The organism is Arthrobacter sp. JUb119, from assembly GCF_024807995.1.
Lineage (GTDB): Bacteria > Actinomycetota > Actinomycetes > Actinomycetales > Micrococcaceae > Glutamicibacter.
This window is the reverse complement of sequence record NZ_JANUFE010000001.1, coordinates 1-18,130: the sequence shown is the minus strand read 5'-3', so window position 1 is coordinate 18,130 and position 18,130 is coordinate 1. Positions and strand designations below refer to the sequence as shown.

The following is an 18,130-nucleotide window of genomic DNA, read 5'->3' as shown; positions in this document are numbered from 1 at the left end:
ATTCGGCAGCGGCTAGCTGCTCAGTAGTCGTTCCAGACGCTGTGCGTCGATGTGCCAGAAGTCGCGGACTTCTCCGTTGATCAGCAGAACCGGCACTTCCTCGTGGTGCTTGGCCAGCAATTCAGGGTGCTGGTCAATATCCAGTTCGGAAAACTCCATATTCAACCGGCCAGTCACCTCGGCCACGGTTGCGCGTGCGGCCTGGCACAGGTGGCAGCCTTCTCGAACCAACAGCTGGATCTGATTCAAAGTACTCACCTGCCTATAATCTCACGAGCCGTAACCGCCCTTAAACTTGGCAATGAAATAAACTGGATCAAATGTCTTCCATCGATCATCACCCCAGCCCGAATTCCGCCCTGGCTCCGGACACGGTCGCCGCTTTCTTCGATGTAGATAACACCCTTGTGCGCGGTGCATCGCTGTATCTGCTGGCCCGGAAACTGCATGAGCGCCGCTTCTTCCAATTCCGCGAAATCCTCTGGTTCGCGCTCAAGCAGTTGCGCTTCGCCGCGCGCGGTGAGCACCTAGGGGACATTCACCAGATTCGCGACCGTGCGTTGATGATGGTCCGAGGGATCCCGGTGTCCGAGATCGAGAAGATCGGCAACGAGATCTATGACGAATACATCGAACCCAAGCTATGGACCGGTACGGTAGCCATTGCTCGCCAGCATCGGACGGTGGGCCGTGAAGTCTGGCTAGTCACTGCCACTCCCCTGGAAGTGGCGAATGTCATCTCGCAACGTCTCGAACTTACCGGTGCATTGGGCACTGTAGTGGCCAGCGAAGACGGTTTCTACACCGGAGCGCTGGCCAGCCCGATCCTGCACGCTGCGGAAAAAGCGCAAGCGGTGCGCACCCTGGCGAAGGCTCGCGGCATCTCGCTGTCGAAATCATGGGCATACTCGGATTCCTACAATGATGTTCCCTTGCTTGAAGCTGTGGGACACCCCGTATGCATCAATCCCGATGCGCGGCTTCGCGCCTACGCCAAGCGCCGCGGCTGGCAGGTCTACGATTTCCGCACCGGCCAGCGAGCTGCCAAACTAGGCCTGAAGGCCGCTGGAGTGCTTGGTGCGCTCTGGGCGGCGCGACGGTCCATTCTGCGCCGTTCCGGCTCTTAGGCCGGCGCTGGGCGGCTTTGGATAAAGCAATCGCCACCGTTCAACAGTTTCACTGTGAAGCGGTGGCGATGATTGCCAAGCGGCAAATGCTCAGAAGTAGATTTACTTCTTATTACGACGCTGGTGGCGGGTCTTACGAAGCAATTTGCGGTGCTTCTTCTTCGACATACGCTTGCGGCGCTTCTTGATAACAGAGCCCATAGTGGTTCCTCACAAACTAAATAAATGCGTCAACCCCAAATGCCTGCTTGCGCGCGAGCCCAAGGACAAGGTTGACCGGACGTTAAACGTTCCTTAACAGATTACCCGCTTTTCGGTCATGCTCTGACCATCGCGCGGACTATCGACCGTAAGAACCGGTACCGTGCTGCGGATCAATGGCCGCGGCATTCAGATATGATTCCACGGCGTTTTCCGGAACGCGATAGGAGCGACCGAACTGAACAGCAGGCAAATCACCGGCGTGGATCAGCCGATAAACGGTCATTTTGGAAACGCGCATCATGTCGGCCACTTCGGCCACAGTCATGAAACGGGCTCCGGCAAAATTCTGTTTATCCGTCATGCGGGATATTCTCCTGACGCTGATCTCTTATTCGTCGCGTTAATTTAGCGAAGATGAACTTACACGACTTTGGATCAACATCGGCGGTTCAGGTTCACGTTCGCTTTGTACTAGTCTAATCGCACTTTTGTAACTTTTGCATCACGAAACACACACGTGACCATCTGAATCACATTTTTTGATGCCTGAACGAGACAATCCGCGTGATTTCACCGGGTCCCCAATGAATTCACGCGGATTGCAGCGCTGCAGATTATTAGATGACGCCCTGTGCGAGCATTGCGTCTGCGACCTTCACGAAGCCCGCGATGTTGGCGCCGGCGACGTAGTTCCCCGGCATGCCGTACTCGTCTGCAGTAGCAGCACAGCTGGTGTGGATGCCGACCATGATCTCAGTCAGGCGACGCTCGGTGTGCTCGAAGCTCCATGCATCGCGGCTGGCGTTCTGCTGCATCTCCAGAGCGGAGGTAGCAACACCACCAGCGTTGGCTGCCTTGCCCGGGCCGAAGAGCACCCCTGCATCCTGGAAGATCGAGGTCGCTTCAGCGGTAGTAGGCATGTTGGCGCCTTCGGCCACTGCGATGGTGCCAGCAGCAACCATCTTCTTTGCGGCCTCAGCGCCCAATTCGTTCTGGGTTGCGCAGGGCAGCGCCACGGTGCCTGCAACGTCCCAGACGCTGCCACCGGCAACGTACTTCACCTTCTTGGTGCCACGGCGTTCGGCATACTCGGAGATGCGGCCGCGCTCAACTTCCTTGATCTGACGCAGCAGATCCAGGTCGATGCCGCCCTCGTCAACGATGAAGCCGGCCGAGTCGGAAGCCGTAACGACCTTCGCTCCCAGTGCCTGCGCCTTCTCGATGGCGTGGATTGCCACGTTGCCCGAACCGGAAACGACCACGCGCTGGCCATCGAAAGTCTGGCCGCGGGTCTTGAGCATTTCTTCAGTGAAGATCACTGCGCCGTAGCCGGTGGCTTCCGGGCGAACCAGGGAACCGCCCCAGCTCAAGCCCTTGCCCGTCAGCACACCGGACTCGTAGCGGTTGGTGATGCGCTTGTACTGGCCGAAGAGGTAACCGATTTCGCGGCCGCCAACGCCGATATCGCCGGCTGGCACGTCGGTGTATTCGCCAATGTGGCGGTAGAGCTCAGTCATGAAGGACTGGCAGAAGCGCATGACTTCGCCATCGGACTTGCCGCGCGGGTCGAAGTCCGAGCCGCCCTTGCCGCCGCCGATGGGCATGCCGGTCAGGGAGTTCTTGAAGATCTGTTCGAAGCCCAGGAACTTGACGATGCCAAGGTAAACCGATGGGTGGAAACGCAGACCGCCCTTGTATGGGCCCAGAGCCGAGTTGAATTCAACGCGGAAGCCGCGGTTGATCTGCACGCGGCCTTCGTCGTCAACCCATGGCACTCGGAAGATGATCTGGCGTTCAGGTTCGCACAAACGCTGCAGGATTGCGGCTTCGGCGTATTCAGGATGCTTGACCGATACAGCTTCAAGGCTGTCGAATACTTCCGTGACGGCCTGGTGGAATTCTGCTTCGCCGGGATTGCGGCGGAAGACTTCGTCGCGAATCGTCGCTAAGTGCTTATCCAAGTTTTTCTCCTCATCACTTGGGGCAGGCACAGGCGCACAAGGGGCCTCATTGCCGGCGTCACTGCCCCGCACACGAGAATGCCATGCTGGGCATTCTGAACAAAATTTTCATGTTATAAAACAGGATTGCGCGCGTAACTTAAAAGATTGACCATATTGCACGGTTGCAGCGCCGAAGACTGGACAAGAGCTAGCGCCGACGCCCGAACCGCGGAAGTTTCTCGAAAAACTCTTGCGCACGTCCAGTAACTTGTTCCAGGCCTTGGCCAACGCGCCGACCGATCTGCTGAGCCGTTGGATTCGATACCGCTGCCAGCTGCCCCTCGGCTTCGGCCTGCGTGGTTGCCAGCTCCTGGCCCTCCAGTTGGGCAGGTACCAAATCGGCGCACCAGCGCACGAGATCTTCCAGCGCTGAGGTATCAATGCTGTAGATGCGCCGCTGCCCGGCAGCGGCCATGCTCACGAGTTCAGCTTCGCGCAGCACCTTCAAGTGCTTGGAAACAGTCGGCTGCGAGATCTCCAGTTCAGTGACCAGAGTGCCCACTGCTTTCGGCTCGTTCTTGAGCGCTTCTATTATCTTTCGTCGGGTTGGTTCAGCCAACGCCGAAAACACTTCATCAATTGCCACACACATAACCCTAACGGCATATGAACGGTTGGCAATCGATTTCCATGCCTAAAATGCTGTGAGGTCTCGCCTCTGTCTCCGTTGGCCGCAGCCATGCGAGGCTAGTCGAACCATGGATCGAGCCCGAAAAGCGGGAATATCTCCTTGCGTGTAGCAATGATGGTTCGGTCTACCGGATCGGCCGGATCATAGCCGACTTCCCAATTGCGCCACCACAGCTGGGCGTCATCGCCCATGAGGTAAGGCATGGCACGGCCGTACCTTTCCAGAACGTAGCGGCGGAAGGTCTCGGGAACATAGGTACGCAACGGCACCGGCTTGCCGGCAACAATCGCCGTCAGATGGGTCCAGGTACGCGGCACGACGGCGGTGACGTTGTATCCCCCGCCTCCGGTAGCCAGCCACCGGCCTTCGCACAGCTCATCTGCCAACTGGGATATGTCCAGGGCCGCCTGGCGTTGCGCATCAACAGACAGCTTCAAGTTGGTCATGTCATCATCACGGTGCGCATCGCAACCGTGCTGGGAGACGATGATTTCGGGCTTGAAGGCGCGTACCAGCTGCGGAACGATCGCATGGAAGGCACGCATCCACCCGGAGTCCCCGGTCATTGCCGGCAGAGCAACATTTACTGCGCTGCCTTCGGCGTTCTTGCCGCCAATTTCATTGGCGAATCCCGTACCGGGGAACAGCGACAGCCCGGATTCATGGATGGAAATGGTCAGCACGCGTTCGTCATCCCAGAAGATCGACTCGGTGCCATCCCCGTGATGCGCGTCCACATCGATGTAGACCACGCGTTGGGCACCCTGTTCCAGCATGCGATGGATCGCGGCAGCAGCGTCATTGTAGATGCAGAAACCGCTGGCCTTGCTTTTCGCGGCGTGGTGCATGCCGCCGGCGAAGTTCACCGCACGGACCACCTCTTGGTCCATGATGGCTTGGGCCGCTGCTACCGAACCGCCAACAATGCGCCCGGCGGCTTCATGCATCCCGGCGAATACCGGGTCGTCTTCGGTGCCCAAGCCGAATTCTTCGGCAACGAGTGTTGGATCCTGGCTCACCCGCCGCACCTGATCGATATAGCTCTGGTCATGGACGGAGCCGATGACCGCATCGTCGGCAATATCCGGAGCCTGTATCGTGACGTTCGGCGCATCGAAGATATCCAGCTCATCGCTGAGTCGATAGGTCAGTTCTAGCCGTGAAGGGTGCATGGGATGCCAGTCGCTGAATTTGTACTTCAGATACTCTTCATCCCACATCACCATGGTGGGCCGTGGGGCATGCTGCGGATCTAACACGATTTCAGGCTACCCGATAGTGACCCAACTCATGAATTCATGGCAGTTTGCGCGGCTTGTCGGGTCTTTAGCCGGGCAACACAAGCGTTTAGCGGTGGAAACGCGTAAATTACTAGAAGGACTTCAAATCCTCATGGCAAAGAACTGTTCCCCAGGAAACGGCGAGTAATAAATGAGCACAGCCAGTGCATCGGGCCCCAGCGCCCGGGCAGCTGAAATGCGCGAACAGCGACGCAAGAAATGGCTGACCGTTCGCATCGCAGTTGCGGACTTCACCGTGCGCTCCCCCGCGCGCTTGACTCTTGGCGCCTTCTTGCTGGCTATCACGTTGTTCACCTCCCTGCTCGCGGCGCCGTTTTCCTCGGCCACGGGGGAAGCCACCGCGCTGCATGACGCATTATTCACCGCTGTGTCGGCAGTTTGCGTTACTGGCCTAACGACCGTCTCCACCGCTGTGCACTGGTCATTCGCCGGTCAGCTGATCATGCTGGTCGCAACGTTCATGGGCGGCCTGGGCATTTTGACCCTGGCCTCCATCATGTCCCTGGCGGTATCCCGCAAGCTGGGCGTGCGAGCCAAGCTGATGGCGCAGAATTCGATGAACAGTTCTGGAGCCTCAGCCCTGGGTGAAGTAAGTTCATTGCTGCGCATCGTGATCCTCACAGCGATCAGCCTGCAGGCGGTCATCGCGCTCTTTCTGATCCCGCGCTTCTACATTCTGGGTGAAAGCGTCCTGTCCGCCATCTGGCATGGAATCTTCTATGCCGTCTCGGCTTTCAACAATGCAGGCTTCACCCCGCACTCCGACGGATTGGTTCCCTACGAAACCGACCTGTGGATCCTGGGCCCATTGATGGCCGGCGTGTTCACCGGTTCCTTGGGTTTCCCGGTGATCATGGTGCTGCTGGCGCACAAGTTCAATATGAAGAAGTGGAACCTGCACACCAAGCTGACCATGCTCACCACCACCATCCTGCTCTTTGCCGGATCCTTCCTGTGGCTGATTTTCGAATGGGCCAATCCCAAGACCATCGGCGGCTTATCCATCAGCGACAAGCTCATTCATGGCTTCTTCGCCTCCACCATGACCCGTTCTGGCGGCTTCAACCTGGTGGATCAGAACGACATCCACCAGGTGACCATCTTGTTGACCGACGCATTGATGTTCGCCGGTGGCGGTTCAGCTTCTACTGCTGGCGGCATCAAGGTCACCACCATTGCCGTGATGTTCTTGGCGATCTTGGCCGAGGTCCGTGGCGATACTGACGCGAAGGCCTTTGGCCGGCAGATTCCGCAAGGCACCATGCGCGTGGCCATCTCCGTGGTCGCCATGGGTGCTTCGCTGGTGATGGTCGCTACCGGCGCACTCGTGACCATCGACGAATCGGTGGGCTTCTCGCGAGCCCTGTTCGAGTCGATCTCGGCCTTTGCTACCGTGGGCCTGAGTAGCGGGGTTTCGCAAGAAGTGCCTCCGGCCGGCAAGTATGTGCTCAGCGCGTTGATGTTTGCCGGACGCATCGGCAGTATTACGCTCGCCAGCGCGTTGACCATGCGCCACCGCAATACGCTGTTCAGACTCCCAGAAGAAAGGCCACTCATTGGCTGACAAGAACATAGACCACAATGCCCCGGTGCTGGTTATCGGCCTGGGCCGCTTCGGTGCATCTGTCGCTGAAACGCTGGTCAAGCAGGGGCGCGAAGTGCTGGCCATTGAGCGCAGCCCGGAGCTCGTTCAGCAGTGGGCCAGCACCTTGACCCACGTGGTCGCGGCCGACGCGACCAATATTGACGCCCTGCGCCAGCTCGGCGCCCAGGAATTCTCCTCTGCCGTCGTGGGCGTGGGTACCTCCATCGAATCATCCGTGCTGATCACCGTGAACCTGGTGGATCTGGGCATTGAGCATCTGTGGGTCAAGGCCATTACGCCCTCCCATGGCAAGATTCTTACCCGCATTGGTGCCAACCACGTCATCTACCCGGAAGCCGATGCCGGTGTGCGTGCCGCGCACCTGGTCGGTGGCCGCATGCTCGACTTCATCGAATTCGATGACGGCTTCGCCATCGTGAAGATGTACCCTCCGAAGGAGACCCAGGGCTTCACCTTGGCCCAGTCCCAAGTCCGCTCCAAGTACGGGGTGACGATCGTTGGTGTGAAGTCCCCGGGCGAGGATTTCACCTACGCCATGCCGGATACCATGGTGACTCGCCGAGATGTCCTGATCGTCTCGGGGCACGTGGACCTGCTCGAGCGTTTCGCAGCACGCCCGTAGGGCACGAGGATCGTGAATACGGCGGTGGCCGGCAACCAATCGGTTGCCGGCCACCGCCGTATTGAATGCTCGTTCCTAGCCGAGCTCTTCACTCAGCTGCGCTGCACGGGCGGCTGCCGCTTGCGTGCCCGCAGCAATAATCTTTGGAATTCCCTGCTCATCGAAGGTGGCGATAGCCTGCTCGGTGGTGCCCTTCGGGCTGGTTACCGCCTTGCGCAGGGTCGCGGGATCCGCGTCAGGGTTCGAGAGCATCTTGCCGGCACCGGCCACAGTGGCACGTGCCAGCGCGATTGAAAGCTTTTCATCCAAGCCCATGGCCACACCGGCATTGGCCATGGCCTCAGCCAGGTAGAAAGCATAGGCCGGACCGGACCCGGAAATTGCCGAGAGCGCATTTTGCTGCTCTTCGTCGATGACGTGCACGTCGCCGGATCCGGAGAGCAGATCGGTGACCAACTTGGTCTGCTCGTCGCTCACGCTTGCCGCCGGGCTGATTCCCACCACGCCGGCACCGACCATCAAAGGGGTGTTCGGCATGGAACGGATGACCGGCTGGCCAGCTGGCAGATGAGACTGCATGCTGCTCAGGGTGATAGCGGCGGCTACGGAAACAACGACCTTCTGCGCGTCCAGCGATCCGGAAATCTCCTCGCACAGTTCGGTGATGCCTACCGGCTTCACGCCCAGGAAGATAATGTCTGCGCTGGCGGCAGCCCGGCGGTTGGCTTCGGGATCTTCCTCGCTGACCAAGACGTTGATGCCCAATTCGCGCAGTTCCGCTACGCGGTTATCGCTTCGCACGGTAGCGGTGATGAGCTGCGGGTCATGGCCCGAGGCGATAATGCCACGCAGGATGGCGCCGTTCATGGAGCCGGCGCCGAGGAAGGACAGGGACAGATTCTTTGTTGCTTCACTCATATGGCTATTGTGTCATTGGCTTGGGGTCGCTGCCGACTGTTAAGTGCTGGCGGGCAAATTCTAGGGTCTTTCCCAGCCATTCTTCTTTTTGCCCGGTGTTCCGAGCTTTGCGTGTGGAGACCTCGACCGCTACGGTTCCGCTCCAATTGGCATCACGCAGATATTGCAGCGTTTCGGCCACCGGTTGGGTGCCCAGGCCTGGCACAAGGTGCTCGTCTTTGCCGTTATCCAAACCATCGCACAGATGAACGTGCGCCAGTCGCTGGCCCAGGTCCTCGACGGCTTGGCGCGAATCCATATTGGCAATCGCCGCATGGGAGAAATCCCAGGTCACATGCTGGTAGTGCTGCGGGACTGGGTTCCAGTGCGGAAGGTACATTTTCGCTTCACGGCCCCGGGCACGCCATGGGTACATGTTTTCCACGGCGATTTTCATCCCCGTGGTCTCAACCAATCGCTGCACGCCTTCGGCGAATTCTTCGGCGTAGGAGCCCTGCCACCTGAATGGCGGATGGGCGACAACCACATTTGCGCCGACCGCTTGGGCCAGGATGACCGAACGTTCGATCTTGGCCCAAGCAGAGCCCCACACCTGCTGGGTGAGCAGCAGTGTCGGTGCGTGGATGGCCATGATCGGCAGTTGGTACTTGTCCATCAAGGCTTTGAGCGCGGTCGCAGATTGGCTGGCTGCGTTGCCGGTAATCAGCACTTCCAGCCCGTCGTATCCCACGTCCTTGGCCATCGCGAAGGCGTCATGGACGGTCAGCGGATAAACTGACGCGCTAGAGAGGGTGACTGGCACCTTCATTGTGCTCTTCTGGTCTTCCATGCTCTTGCCTCCTGTTACCGTGTCCACTGTGCGGGCACCGCTTAGCCAAGAAGGTTAGCTGCTGGGTTTGGCGAGAAATTTGTACTTCTCGTTATCCAGAGCTACTTCCCCAACTCCAACGCTACTACTGAGCGGTGTCGCAGAGTCAAACATCACGTGATCAAAACGTCGCAGCATCAAGCCTTCACGAATCGCCCAAGGGCAAATCCGCACAGATTTCAGTTTCAAGGCATTCATCGCTTCGTGAGCGACAATCGCCCCGGCAAGCAGTTGCGGGGCGCGAATCTCCGAGACACCGGGCAATTCTGCCCGTTCAGCCCAGCTCATCGCGGTCAATCGGTTGGTCCACAATTTCAATGCGTCACGATTGAGCACGCGCTTAACATAGGGGCCTTCCGTGCTCGGCGCGGCTCCGGTGATGCGAGCCAGCGAGCGGAAAGTCTTGGAAGTAGCGGTGGCCAAGGTGGGCTTGCCATACTGGCGCAGCTCGGTAGTCGGGTCCGTGAGAACGTCACGCACGTACGTACGCAGTTCCTTGACTTCCTTGATGGACGGCAGGTCGTTAGGAAGCCATTCGCGGGTCAGCCGGCCGGCACCCAGGGGCACGGAGAAGGCTGTTTGCGGGAACTCGTCAACGCCCAAGGCCAGCTCCAGCGAGCCTCCGCCCATATCCAGGTTCAGGATGGATTCCGAAGACCAGCCAAACCAACGGCGTACGGAGTAGAAGGTCATGCCGGCTTCTTCTTCGCCGGTCAGTTCCATCAAGCTCACGCCTGTCTCGACTTCGACGCGTTCCAGGACGGCAGCACCGTTGGAGGATTCGCGAATCGCTGAAGTGCAGAAAGCCATGAAGTCCTCAACCTGGTGGTTTTCGGCGAACTTGGCGGCTTCCTTGATGAAGGAGATCAGCTCGCGCTGGCCCTCTTCAGTTATGGCGCCATACTCATTGAGGTAGCGCACCAAGGACAAGGGTCGCTTGTGCGAGGCATAGGGAACCGGGCGGGCTCCCGGATATGCATCGACGAGCAACAGGTGAACGGTATTCGAACCGATATCCAATACACCGAGTCTCATGGTGCGCTCCTCGTTAGGCCTGGCAAGAAAGACTAGTCAGTCTTTTTCGCGGTCGTCTTCTTGGCCGTAGCCTTCTTCGCCGGGGTCTTCTTGGCTGCTGGCTTCTTGGCCGGCGCCTTCTTTGCCGTGCGCTTCACCGGTCCGCGGGCACGTTTGTCGGCCAGCAGCTCGATAGCCTGCTCGCGTGTCAGTTCCTCCATGGAGGTAGTGCGCGGAACAGTGATGTTGGTGACGCCGTCGGTGATGTATGGACCGAAGCGGCCATCCTTGACCACGATGTTCTTCTCGCTGGTCGGGTCCACTCCGAACTCGGCCAATGGCGGTACCGCGGCACGACGGCCACGCTGCTTCGGCTGCGCGTAGATCGCCAGCGCTTCGTCCAAGGTGATCGTGAAGATCTGCTCTTCGCTCTCGATCGAGCGCGAATCGCTGCCCTTCTTCAGGTACGGACCGAAGCGGCCGTTCTGCACGGTGATCTCTTCGCCGTCAGCGTCAGCACCCAGTACACGAGGCAGGCTCATCAGCTTCAGGGCATCTTCCAAGGTCACTGATTCGACAGTCATGGACTTGAACAGCGACGCGGTGCGCGGCTTGACCTTGGTTGGCTTCTTCGGCGGCTTCGGCTTGCCATTCTTGTAGTACTCGACCGGCTGGGCCGCCAATTCCTCTTCGGTTGGCTCCGGGATGATCTCGGTGACGTAGGCGCCGTAGCGGCCATCCTTGGCTACGATCTGGCGACCGGTTTCCGGATCAATGCCCAAGTGCATTTCGGAGACCTGCGAGTTGGCAAAGAGCTCCTCTGCCTTTTCGGCAGTCAGCTCATCCGGGGCCAGATCCTCAGGCACGTTGGCGCGCTGCGGCTCGGTGCCTTCCTCGGCGCCTTCCGGGATGGCACGTTCCAGGTACGGGCCGAACTTGCCCACACGCAAGGTGATGTCGTCGGTGACCTTGATCGAGTTGATCGCACGGGCGTCGATGTCGCCGAGGTTATCGACCACATGCTTCAAGCCTTCGGATTCGGTCTCCGCGCCCTTGCCGAAGTAGAACAGGTTCAGCCAGTCGGTGCGGGCACGATGGCCCTTGGCGATCTCATCGAGATCATCTTCCAGGCGGGCGGTGAAATCGTAGTCCACGTACTTCGCGAAGTGCTCTTCGAGCAAGCGGATCACCGAGAAGGCGATCCAGCTCGGCACCAGGGCGCCGCCTCGCTTGGTGACATAGCCGCGGTCCATGATCGTGGAGATGGTTGGCGCGTAGGTCGACGGGCGGCCGATCTCGCGCTTTTCCAGCTCGGCCACGATCGAAGCTTCGGTGTAACGAGCCGGCGGGGAGGTTTCGTGGCCTAGAGCGGTCAGCTCATCGCCGGCCAGCTGCTGGCCCACAGCCAGCTGCGGCAGGCGGGCTTCGGCATTCTCTGCCGCGGCTTCCAGGGCCTGTTCGTCCTTGCCCTCCTCATAGGCGGAAAGGAAACCGCGGAAGGTGATTACGGTGCCGGAGGCCGAGAACTCGGCCACGCGCTGATCGCTGGCGGTGCCCTGCAGCTTGATGGTGGCGGTGAAGCCCTTGGCATCGGCCATCTGCGAGGCGACGGTGCGCTTCCAGATCAGCTCGTACAATGCGTACTCGTCCTTGGACAACGAGGAACGCACGTCCTTCGGGCGGCGGAACATGTCACCGGCCGGGCGGATTGCCTCGTGGGCTTCCTGCGCGGCATCGTTCTTCGCCTTGTAGACGCGCGGCTTGGCTGGAACGGAATCCGCGCCATACAGTTCGGTTGCCTGCTTGCGCGCGGCATTCACTGCCTCGCCCGAGAGGAAGACCGAATCGGTACGCATATAGGTGATGTAGCCGTTTTCATACAGCCGCTGAGCGATCTGCATGGTGATCTTGGAGCTCCAGCGCAGCTTGCGGGATGCTTCCTGCTGCAGCGTGGAGGTGGTGAAAGGGGCGGCCGGACGACGGGTGTACGGCTTGTCCTCGACGGAGGTCACCGCAAAGCCGGTGTCCGACAGGTTCGCCACCAGCGACTGGGCCGACTCCTGATCCAGGTGGGCCAGCTTATTGCGGGTGGTCTTCAGCTGGCCGCGGTCATCGAAGTCACGGCCGGAGGCGACACGGGCGCCGTCCACTGCCGAGAGCTTCGCTGCGAAGCCTTCGCCTTCACTGGTGGCGAAGTTGCCCTTCACATCCCAGTATCCGGCGGGGATGAAGGCCATGCGTTCGCGTTCGCGCTCGACGACCAAACGGGTTGCCACGGACTGCACGCGGCCTGCGGACAGCCCGCGAGCCACCTTGCGCCAGAGCACCGGTGAAATTTCGTAACCATAGAGGCGGTCCAGGACACGGCGGGTTTCCTGGGCGTCGACGAGGTCGGTATCGAGCTCGCGCATGTTTTCCAGTGCGCGGGCGATGCCTTCCTTGGTGATTTCGGTAAATGCCAGGCGGCGTACCGGAACCTTTGGCTTCAGGACCTGCAGCAGGTGCCACGCGATGGCTTCGCCTTCGCGGTCCGCATCGGTTGCGAGGTAAAGTTCGTCAGCTTCTTTGAGCTTCGCCTTCAGTTCGGAAACGCGCTTCTTCTTGTCCGGGTAGACCATGTAGTAAGGCTCAAAGTCGTTGTCCAGATCGACAGCGAACTTGCCTACTGAGGTCTTTTTCAGCTCGGTTGGCAGTTCTGAGGGCTGCGGAAGGTCGCGGATATGGCCCACTGAGGCATCCACGTCAAAGCCTTCACCCAAATATTTGGCGATCGACTTCACCTTGGCAGGAGACTCCACGATTACGAGTTTCTTACCAGTCTTTTCCTTGGCCTTGGGGGGCACAGCACTCCTTTAGACAACACGGACCTAGGACACCCATTTCCGGGCCCTGATCGATCCGCCATCGCAGCTTCGTTCTTCATGCCTACTCTATAAGCACATTTCCCGATGATCTTACACCGAAGAATCTGCGCTCCCTGAGCCGGGCATACTTATGATGATGCCTCCCCCATGCTCTGGTATTCGGGAAGCAATGAGATTAAGTAGAACATACGCCGCGAATCAATACTGCGTTCCTCGGCTGTTGCCTGTGCCTCGTATTCGTAGACCAGATCCAGCATTCTGCGGTTGAACTCGCGTTGCTTGGCTTCCGAGAGGAAGACCAAACCGCTAGTCAGCATCGGCGGACGATCCGGGTCCGGAGCGATTCCGGTCTTCGCTTCTGCCTCGCGCCGCTGGACTTCAGCATTGAGCCGGGTGCGGAATGCGTTCAATTGCACGTTCAAGTACGCAGTTTTGGCGTTCGCCGAGTCGATCTGCGTGTTCAGCTCTAGCCGTTCACCAGCCGCTCGCCACCGCCGCTCGCGTGCGTCTCCTTCGCTGGCAGCACGAATCACGTACCCGTACTTCTCCAGGGCCCGGAGGTGATAGCTCATGGCGCTAGGTGTCAGCGCACACAAGGATGCAAGTTCTGTAGCGGTGCGGGTGGTCTGCGAAGCAAAGAGCTCATCCAAGACGATCAGTCGAGCGTCATGGGCCAACGCTCGAATCGCCTGAGGGTCAGTGATCGAGACAACTTGTGGGATTTCCGCCTCATCGCGCGAGGCGGCCCCACCTTGTTCCTCAATTGTGTTCCGTGTCATAGGGAAAAACTTTAGCGCTTGTTTCACATTTTCTGAAGCAGGCCATGTCGCAAGAGTCGCTTCACTGCTTCATAAAGCAGGTCCGCGAAGTCTTCTTGCCCTTCTCCAATCAAGGAATCCAACGCGTTGACTAGTTGCGATACCGACAAATCACCATCGCAGGCGGAAACAAATCCTGCCTGCGCGGTATCAAGCAATTCAGTACGGCGCAGCCCTGCCCCCTGCCGCAGCAAGATCACGCCGGGGTGCTCCGCCCCCGGACGCTGATGGCGCTCCTCAGTAACATCCTCGGCCACCAGCAGGTGCCAATCCTTGAACCCTTCATTGGCGGCGGCCAGCTGGTCGGACATGGCAATGTCCCGCTGCAGGGTCGGGGCCAGCGGCTGTTCCACCTGGTGCGAGATCTGCTCGTAGCGCTGCAGTACCGGATGGCCTGCGGCTGGACGGCGGAAGTACACCAGACCGAAGCCGATGGCACCCACGCCGCGGGACTCGAAGTCATCGAGGTATGCGTTGTAGGCGGAGATGTATGAAGTGCTGTCCTCGGTCTGGGAAGCGTCGCGCAGCCATGTCTCGGCGTAGCCGCTTGGCGTTGTTTGCTCGCGCTCGATCACCCATACGTCCAGCTGGTCGCCGAACCACTGGCGCACGCGGGCATCCCACGGCTGGTTGGATTCATCATCTAGGCGAGGAATCTCCCAGTTTGACAGCATTTGCATGCAGCCACCCGGCGCCAGGAAGCCAGGAGCCTGCTCGATCAAGGTGCTCACCAGCGTATCGCCGGCCATCCCGCCATCACGGTAGGTGAACCGGTCCTTGGCGCGCTCGTTGCTGCTTCGCGGGGTAATCACGAACGGCGGGTTGCTGGCGATCAGGTTGAAAGTGGATCCAGCCACCGGATCGAACAGGCTTCCCTGGAGCAGGGTGACCCGCGATTCGAGGTTATCCGGATCCAGCTCCAGGGCCTGGTAGTTGAGCATCAGGTTGAAGCGGGTGAAGCCCAGGGCTCGGGCCGACAGGTCTGTGGCCGTAACATGCTCCGCGTGCGATAGCAGATGGAACAGCTGGATGCCGCAGCCGGTACCCAAGTCCAGTGCGCGCTCGACCTTTTCGCGGATCGTGATCTGCGCCAGGGTCAGGGACGCCTGGCCAATGCCCAGCACATGGTCGGTGCGCAACACGCCGGGACGCTGGTGGGCACCCAGGTCGTGGGCCACCCACAATTCACCGTCAGCATCGGAGGAATGCAGCGCCAGGGCAATCTTGGCCCGGTAACCGGTAGCCCAGGACTCGATCAGGCCCAGCTTGAGCAATCCGTCGGTCTTCAATGTCGGGAAGGCGGCATTGATGGCCGCGTCTTCCTGGGTCTGGCCCATTTGGAAGAGGCGAACCACACAGGCAAGCGAGCTATCTGGCCTGCTACGATCCAGGTTTCGCAAGGCAGGGTGGAGCTGGTCGCGGGCAAATGCTGCCGCAGCTTCCTCACCAAGCAGCCCCGCAACATTTTCATAGTTGTACCCGACATCAGTGAGGTCTTTGGCTAGCGAGTCGATGAGCAGTTGATTGTAGCTCTGGGGAGCGTCATCAATGGAAGAAAATTCAGCAGCATTCACACCTCCAAGTCTACCGAGTAACTCAACGGGTGATAGCTAGGCCAGGCAAACTACGGCGACCTATGATGTGGGCATGACCCAAGTAACGGTGACCTATCTCCAGCAACTCGACTCCGCTGATGTCATTCGCTCGGCCAAGTCCTTGCCCGAGGACGCCCGGATCGAGCTGGCCAAGGAGATCACCCCGGAATTTTCGCGGTTTCTGTATCAGAGCGTGGGCAGCGAATTGAACTGGTCTGACCGCCTGGGTTCGACCCGAGACCAGTGGGACGAAGTGCTCCGACGCCCGGGCTCAGAAACCTGGGTGCTCTACCAGCACGGTGCTCCCCAGGGGTACGTGGAGCTCGTCACGGAAGTCGCGGACGCCGGCAGCGAGGTCGAGATCTTCTACTTCGGCTTATTTCCCGAAGCTACCGGCCGCGGCCTTGGCGGGGTGCTGCTCAGCGAAGCACTGCAACAGGCCTGGGCCCTGGGTTCACGATGGCCGCAGCTGCCTGAGGTCAGCCGGGTATGGCTGCATACCTGCTCACTGGACGGACCGGCGGCGCTACCGAACTACCAGGCGCGAGGGCTGAGAATCTACCGGACCGAGGTGGAACAGGTCGACGTCAAGGATGCGTCGCGCGGAATGTGGCCGAAGGTGACCGCATAGAAAACGCGGCCTGGACTTATGGAAAGTCCAGGCCGCGGTTGGTGAAAGCTGAAGTTAGGCGTCTACGGTGCTGCAGTCTGGGCAGCGGCGCAGTGCTTCGTCCTTTGCGCAGTCCTCGCAGAACAGGCGCAGGTTGCGGCAGGCCGGGTCCGAACAGTTCTCGAACTTGTTGGTTGGACCTTGGCAGCCCACGCATTCACCGATGGTGACAGCGACTTCGGAGAATTCGGTATGCATGCGCTTATCGAAAACGTAGAGAGAGCCTTCCCATAGGCCTTCATCCCCGTACTTCTCGCCATAGCGGACGATGCCGCCCTGCATCTGGTACACCTCTTGGAATCCGCGTTTGACCATCAAAGCCGAAAGCACTTCGCAGCGAATGCCGCCGGTGCAGTAGGTGACCACCGGCTGGTCCTTCAGGTGGTCGTACTTGCCCGAATCCAGCTCGGCAACGAAATCGCGGGTGGTGTCCACTTCGGGGACAATCGCGTCCTTGAACTTGCCGATCTGCGCTTCGAATGCGTTGCGGCCATCGAAGAAATGGACCTTCTCGCCGGTCTTCTTCTTGTTGTCAACCAGCTCGTGAAGTTCTTCGGGGCGCAAGTGGGTGCCACCACCGACAACACCGTTCTCGTCAACTTCCAGTTCGCCAGGAGCGCCGAAGGTCACGATCTCGTCGCGAACCTTGACGGAGATACGCGGGAAGTCTTCTGCCGAACCTTCCGACCACTTGATATCCATCTTCTTGAAAGCTGGCAGTTCTCGCGTGGCCTTGACGTAGGCCTTGACTGCGGAGATCTCGCCACCAACGGTGCCGTTGATGCCGTCTTTGGAGATGATGATGCGTCCGCGCAAGCCCCAGCGCTCCAGCAGCGAGCGCTGCCAAAGGCGGATTGCCTCCGGGTCTGGGAGCGGAGTAAAAGCGTAATACAGAACAATACGATGAATGGCCACCCTACAATGTTAGTAGCTTTTGGCCGCGAAACGCCGAGGAAAAGAGCAATGTCACATTGATCTTTCCCGAAAATATCGAGCTCTCGGCCAGTGCAATAGTTCCAAGTAGGCAACGATTAGTTCAATGTCAGCTAATTCCTAGGAAAGACAAGGTAGGGTCAAATTATGGCATCAAACGCAAGCGATGAACTGATTGGCACCTGGGTAGCAGGCTGGGCTGGGGCTCGTGGTTATGAAACCCGCAACGAAGGACGGGTCCACGCTGCGCTGCGCCACGACACCACTGAAGACTGGGAATACGTCATCTATGGTCCCTCCAAAGAGGAACTCGCAGCAGTAGCCGAGACCCTGACGAAGCACCCGAACCGTCGGCTGACGGCTTTCGACGACTCCGCCGAGAATCTGGTTGCCATTGCGGCTGAAGTAGGCCTGCAGGTCACTGCCGATGACGAAGCACTGATGGTCACCGAACTAGCCGTGCACGACGTCGAGGTCCCACTGCCTGCAGACGGGTTCGTCTTCCAGATTGAACGCGATGGCACTCATGCCTACGTTTCGCTGCATCCCGAGGACAACCAGGAAGTCGTTGCGGCATCCGGCCATGTCTCAGCAGTTGGCGGATACGCAATCTTCGACCGCATCATCACCGGCGCCGATTTCCGCCGCCAGGGCCTAGGTACCCTGATCATGCGTGCGCTGGCTTCGCTGGCTCAAGAACACGATGTTGATGAAGGCCTGTTGATCGCTTCGGTCGATGGCCAGCAGCTTTACGCTTCGCTGGGCTGGACTTCGCTGGGCAAGGTTGTCATGTTCAAGGCCTAGGGCCTCCAAGATTACTCTTATCGCCGTGGGGGGGGGGGGGGGGGGGGGGGCGGCGGGGGCGGCCTGATTGGTGAAAAAAAGCTACGCGGAGCAGGGCGGGACCAGAAGGGAGGGGAGGGGTTAGTTGAGAAAAAAACGACACAGAAAAAAAG

18 protein-coding genes are annotated in these 18,130 nt (G+C 59.4%); 5 read left to right on the top strand and 13 right to left on the bottom strand.

The genetic code is table 11. The features are described from left to right. Positions 1 to 12: 12 nt before the first annotated feature. A complete protein-coding gene (locus M2368_RS00090) occupies positions 13 to 258 on the bottom strand; it encodes a glutaredoxin family protein (protein ID WP_332485935.1) in 246 nt (81 codons plus the stop codon). A 62-nt stretch (positions 259 to 320) separates the two neighbouring features. Here M2368_RS00090 and M2368_RS00085 point away from each other — a divergent pair, with 62 nt between their 5' ends. Next, positions 321 to 1,127 carry an HAD family hydrolase gene (locus M2368_RS00085; RefSeq protein ID WP_105656956.1) on the top strand — a complete coding sequence of 269 codons (807 nt, stop codon included), beginning with the start codon at positions 321 to 323 and terminating at the stop codon, positions 1,125 to 1,127. A 102-nt stretch (positions 1,128 to 1,229) separates the two neighbouring features. On the opposite strand, the gene M2368_RS00080 is transcribed toward M2368_RS00085, so the two are convergent. From M2368_RS00080 to M2368_RS00060, 5 genes are all read right to left on the bottom strand, one after another. Beyond that, positions 1,230 to 1,328 (bottom strand): 30S ribosomal protein bS22, encoded by a 99-nt coding sequence (locus M2368_RS00080; protein ID WP_005504750.1) that lies wholly within the window; start codon positions 1,326 to 1,328, stop codon positions 1,230 to 1,232. A 139-nt stretch (positions 1,329 to 1,467) separates the two neighbouring features. Next, entirely contained in the window at positions 1,468 to 1,692 is a 225-nt protein-coding gene (locus M2368_RS00075) for a helix-turn-helix domain-containing protein (RefSeq protein ID WP_013349804.1), read from the bottom strand. 256 nt (positions 1,693 to 1,948) lie between these two features. After that, entirely contained in the window at positions 1,949 to 3,292 is a 1,344-nt protein-coding gene (gene gdhA, locus M2368_RS00070) for an NADP-specific glutamate dehydrogenase (RefSeq protein WP_105656957.1), read from the bottom strand. Between the two features lie 190 nt (positions 3,293 to 3,482). Continuing rightward, positions 3,483 to 3,920 (bottom strand): ArsR/SmtB family transcription factor, encoded by a 438-nt coding sequence (locus tag M2368_RS00065; protein WP_332485934.1) that lies wholly within the window; start codon positions 3,918 to 3,920, stop codon positions 3,483 to 3,485. A 101-nt stretch (positions 3,921 to 4,021) separates the two neighbouring features. After that, positions 4,022 to 5,191, bottom strand: a complete 1,170-nt coding sequence (locus tag M2368_RS00060; RefSeq protein ID WP_181148815.1) for an acetoin utilization protein AcuC — start codon at positions 5,189 to 5,191, stop codon at positions 4,022 to 4,024. Positions 5,192 to 5,396: 205 nt separating this feature from the next. Here M2368_RS00060 and M2368_RS00055 point away from each other — a divergent pair, with 205 nt between their 5' ends. Further along, positions 5,397 to 6,830: a TrkH family potassium uptake protein gene (locus M2368_RS00055; protein ID WP_105656958.1), complete on the top strand. Its 1,434-nt coding sequence runs from the start codon at positions 5,397 to 5,399 to the stop codon at positions 6,828 to 6,830. A gap of 25 nt (positions 6,831 to 6,855) precedes the next feature. Continuing rightward, positions 6,856 to 7,494, top strand: a complete 639-nt coding sequence (locus M2368_RS00050; RefSeq protein WP_105657082.1) for a potassium channel family protein — start codon at positions 6,856 to 6,858, stop codon at positions 7,492 to 7,494. A 75-nt stretch (positions 7,495 to 7,569) separates the two neighbouring features. Here the strand turns inward: M2368_RS00050 and proC are convergent, their stop codons facing one another. The 6 genes from proC to M2368_RS00020 all read right to left on the bottom strand — a co-directional run bounded on the left by proC (position 7,570) and on the right by M2368_RS00020 (position 15,550). Further along, entirely contained in the window at positions 7,570 to 8,412 is an 843-nt protein-coding gene (gene proC, locus M2368_RS00045) for a pyrroline-5-carboxylate reductase (protein WP_105656959.1), read from the bottom strand. Between the two features lie 4 nt (positions 8,413 to 8,416). Beyond that, complete coding sequence (locus M2368_RS00040) at positions 8,417 to 9,241, bottom strand: sugar phosphate isomerase/epimerase family protein (protein ID WP_332485932.1); 825 nt, start codon at positions 9,239 to 9,241, stop codon at positions 8,417 to 8,419. A 54-nt stretch (positions 9,242 to 9,295) separates the two neighbouring features. Beyond that, on the bottom strand, positions 9,296 to 10,315 hold the full coding sequence (locus M2368_RS00035) for a Ppx/GppA family phosphatase (RefSeq protein ID WP_105656961.1): 1,020 nt from the start codon (positions 10,313 to 10,315) through the stop codon (positions 9,296 to 9,298). Positions 10,316 to 10,347: 32 nt separating this feature from the next. Further along, on the bottom strand, positions 10,348 to 13,137 hold the full coding sequence (gene topA, locus M2368_RS00030) for a type I DNA topoisomerase (RefSeq protein ID WP_133833581.1): 2,790 nt from the start codon (positions 13,135 to 13,137) through the stop codon (positions 10,348 to 10,350). A gap of 149 nt (positions 13,138 to 13,286) precedes the next feature. Further along, the gene (locus M2368_RS00025; RefSeq protein WP_105657083.1) at positions 13,287 to 13,937 is read right to left on the bottom strand and encodes an ArsR/SmtB family transcription factor; all 651 of its coding nucleotides are present in this window, start codon (positions 13,935 to 13,937) and stop codon (positions 13,287 to 13,289) included. A 23-nt stretch (positions 13,938 to 13,960) separates the two neighbouring features. Further along, positions 13,961 to 15,550 (bottom strand): DUF7059 domain-containing protein, encoded by a 1,590-nt coding sequence (locus M2368_RS00020; RefSeq protein ID WP_388063441.1) that lies wholly within the window; start codon positions 15,548 to 15,550, stop codon positions 13,961 to 13,963. 73 nt (positions 15,551 to 15,623) lie between these two features. Here M2368_RS00020 and M2368_RS00015 point away from each other — a divergent pair, with 73 nt between their 5' ends. Next, positions 15,624 to 16,202, top strand: a complete 579-nt coding sequence (locus M2368_RS00015) for a GNAT family N-acetyltransferase (RefSeq protein WP_105656964.1) — start codon at positions 15,624 to 15,626, stop codon at positions 16,200 to 16,202. A gap of 54 nt (positions 16,203 to 16,256) precedes the next feature. Here the strand turns inward: M2368_RS00015 and trhO are convergent, their stop codons facing one another. Beyond that, positions 16,257 to 17,156, bottom strand: a complete 900-nt coding sequence (gene trhO / locus M2368_RS00010) for an oxygen-dependent tRNA uridine(34) hydroxylase TrhO (RefSeq protein WP_498723891.1) — start codon at positions 17,154 to 17,156, stop codon at positions 16,257 to 16,259. A gap of 165 nt (positions 17,157 to 17,321) precedes the next feature. On the opposite strand from trhO, the gene M2368_RS00005 reads away from it, so the two are divergent. Beyond that, a complete protein-coding gene (locus tag M2368_RS00005) occupies positions 17,322 to 17,978 on the top strand; it encodes a GNAT family N-acetyltransferase (protein WP_400288644.1) in 657 nt (218 codons plus the stop codon). Positions 17,979 to 18,130 lie beyond the last annotated feature (152 nt).

What these genes read in the sequence shown, in the direction of transcription:
- M2368_RS00025 (WP_105657083.1), bottom strand. Translation starts at nt 13,937, where the DNA reads ATGACACGGAACACAATTGAGGAACAAGGTGGGGCCGCCTCGCGCGAT.
- M2368_RS00060 (WP_181148815.1), bottom strand. Translation starts at nt 5,191, where the DNA reads ATGGTGATGTGGGATGAAGAGTATCTGAAGTACAAATTCAGCGACTGG.
- proC (WP_105656959.1), bottom strand. Translation starts at nt 8,412, where the DNA reads ATGAGTGAAGCAACAAAGAATCTGTCCCTGTCCTTCCTCGGCGCCGGC.
- M2368_RS00055 (WP_105656958.1), top strand. Translation starts at nt 5,397, where the DNA reads ATGAGCACAGCCAGTGCATCGGGCCCCAGCGCCCGGGCAGCTGAAATG.
- M2368_RS00040 (WP_332485932.1), bottom strand. Translation starts at nt 9,241, where the DNA reads ATGGAAGACCAGAAGAGCACAATGAAGGTGCCAGTCACCCTCTCTAGC.
- M2368_RS00085 (WP_105656956.1), top strand. Translation starts at nt 321, where the DNA reads ATGTCTTCCATCGATCATCACCCCAGCCCGAATTCCGCCCTGGCTCCG.
- M2368_RS00005 (WP_400288644.1), top strand. Translation starts at nt 17,322, where the DNA reads ATGGCATCAAACGCAAGCGATGAACTGATTGGCACCTGGGTAGCAGGC.
- M2368_RS00080 (WP_005504750.1), bottom strand. Translation starts at nt 1,328, where the DNA reads ATGGGCTCTGTTATCAAGAAGCGCCGCAAGCGTATGTCGAAGAAGAAG.
- M2368_RS00015 (WP_105656964.1), top strand. Translation starts at nt 15,624, where the DNA reads ATGACCCAAGTAACGGTGACCTATCTCCAGCAACTCGACTCCGCTGAT.
- M2368_RS00075 (WP_013349804.1), bottom strand. Translation starts at nt 1,692, where the DNA reads ATGACGGATAAACAGAATTTTGCCGGAGCCCGTTTCATGACTGTGGCC.
- M2368_RS00035 (WP_105656961.1), bottom strand. Translation starts at nt 10,315, where the DNA reads ATGAGACTCGGTGTATTGGATATCGGTTCGAATACCGTTCACCTGTTG.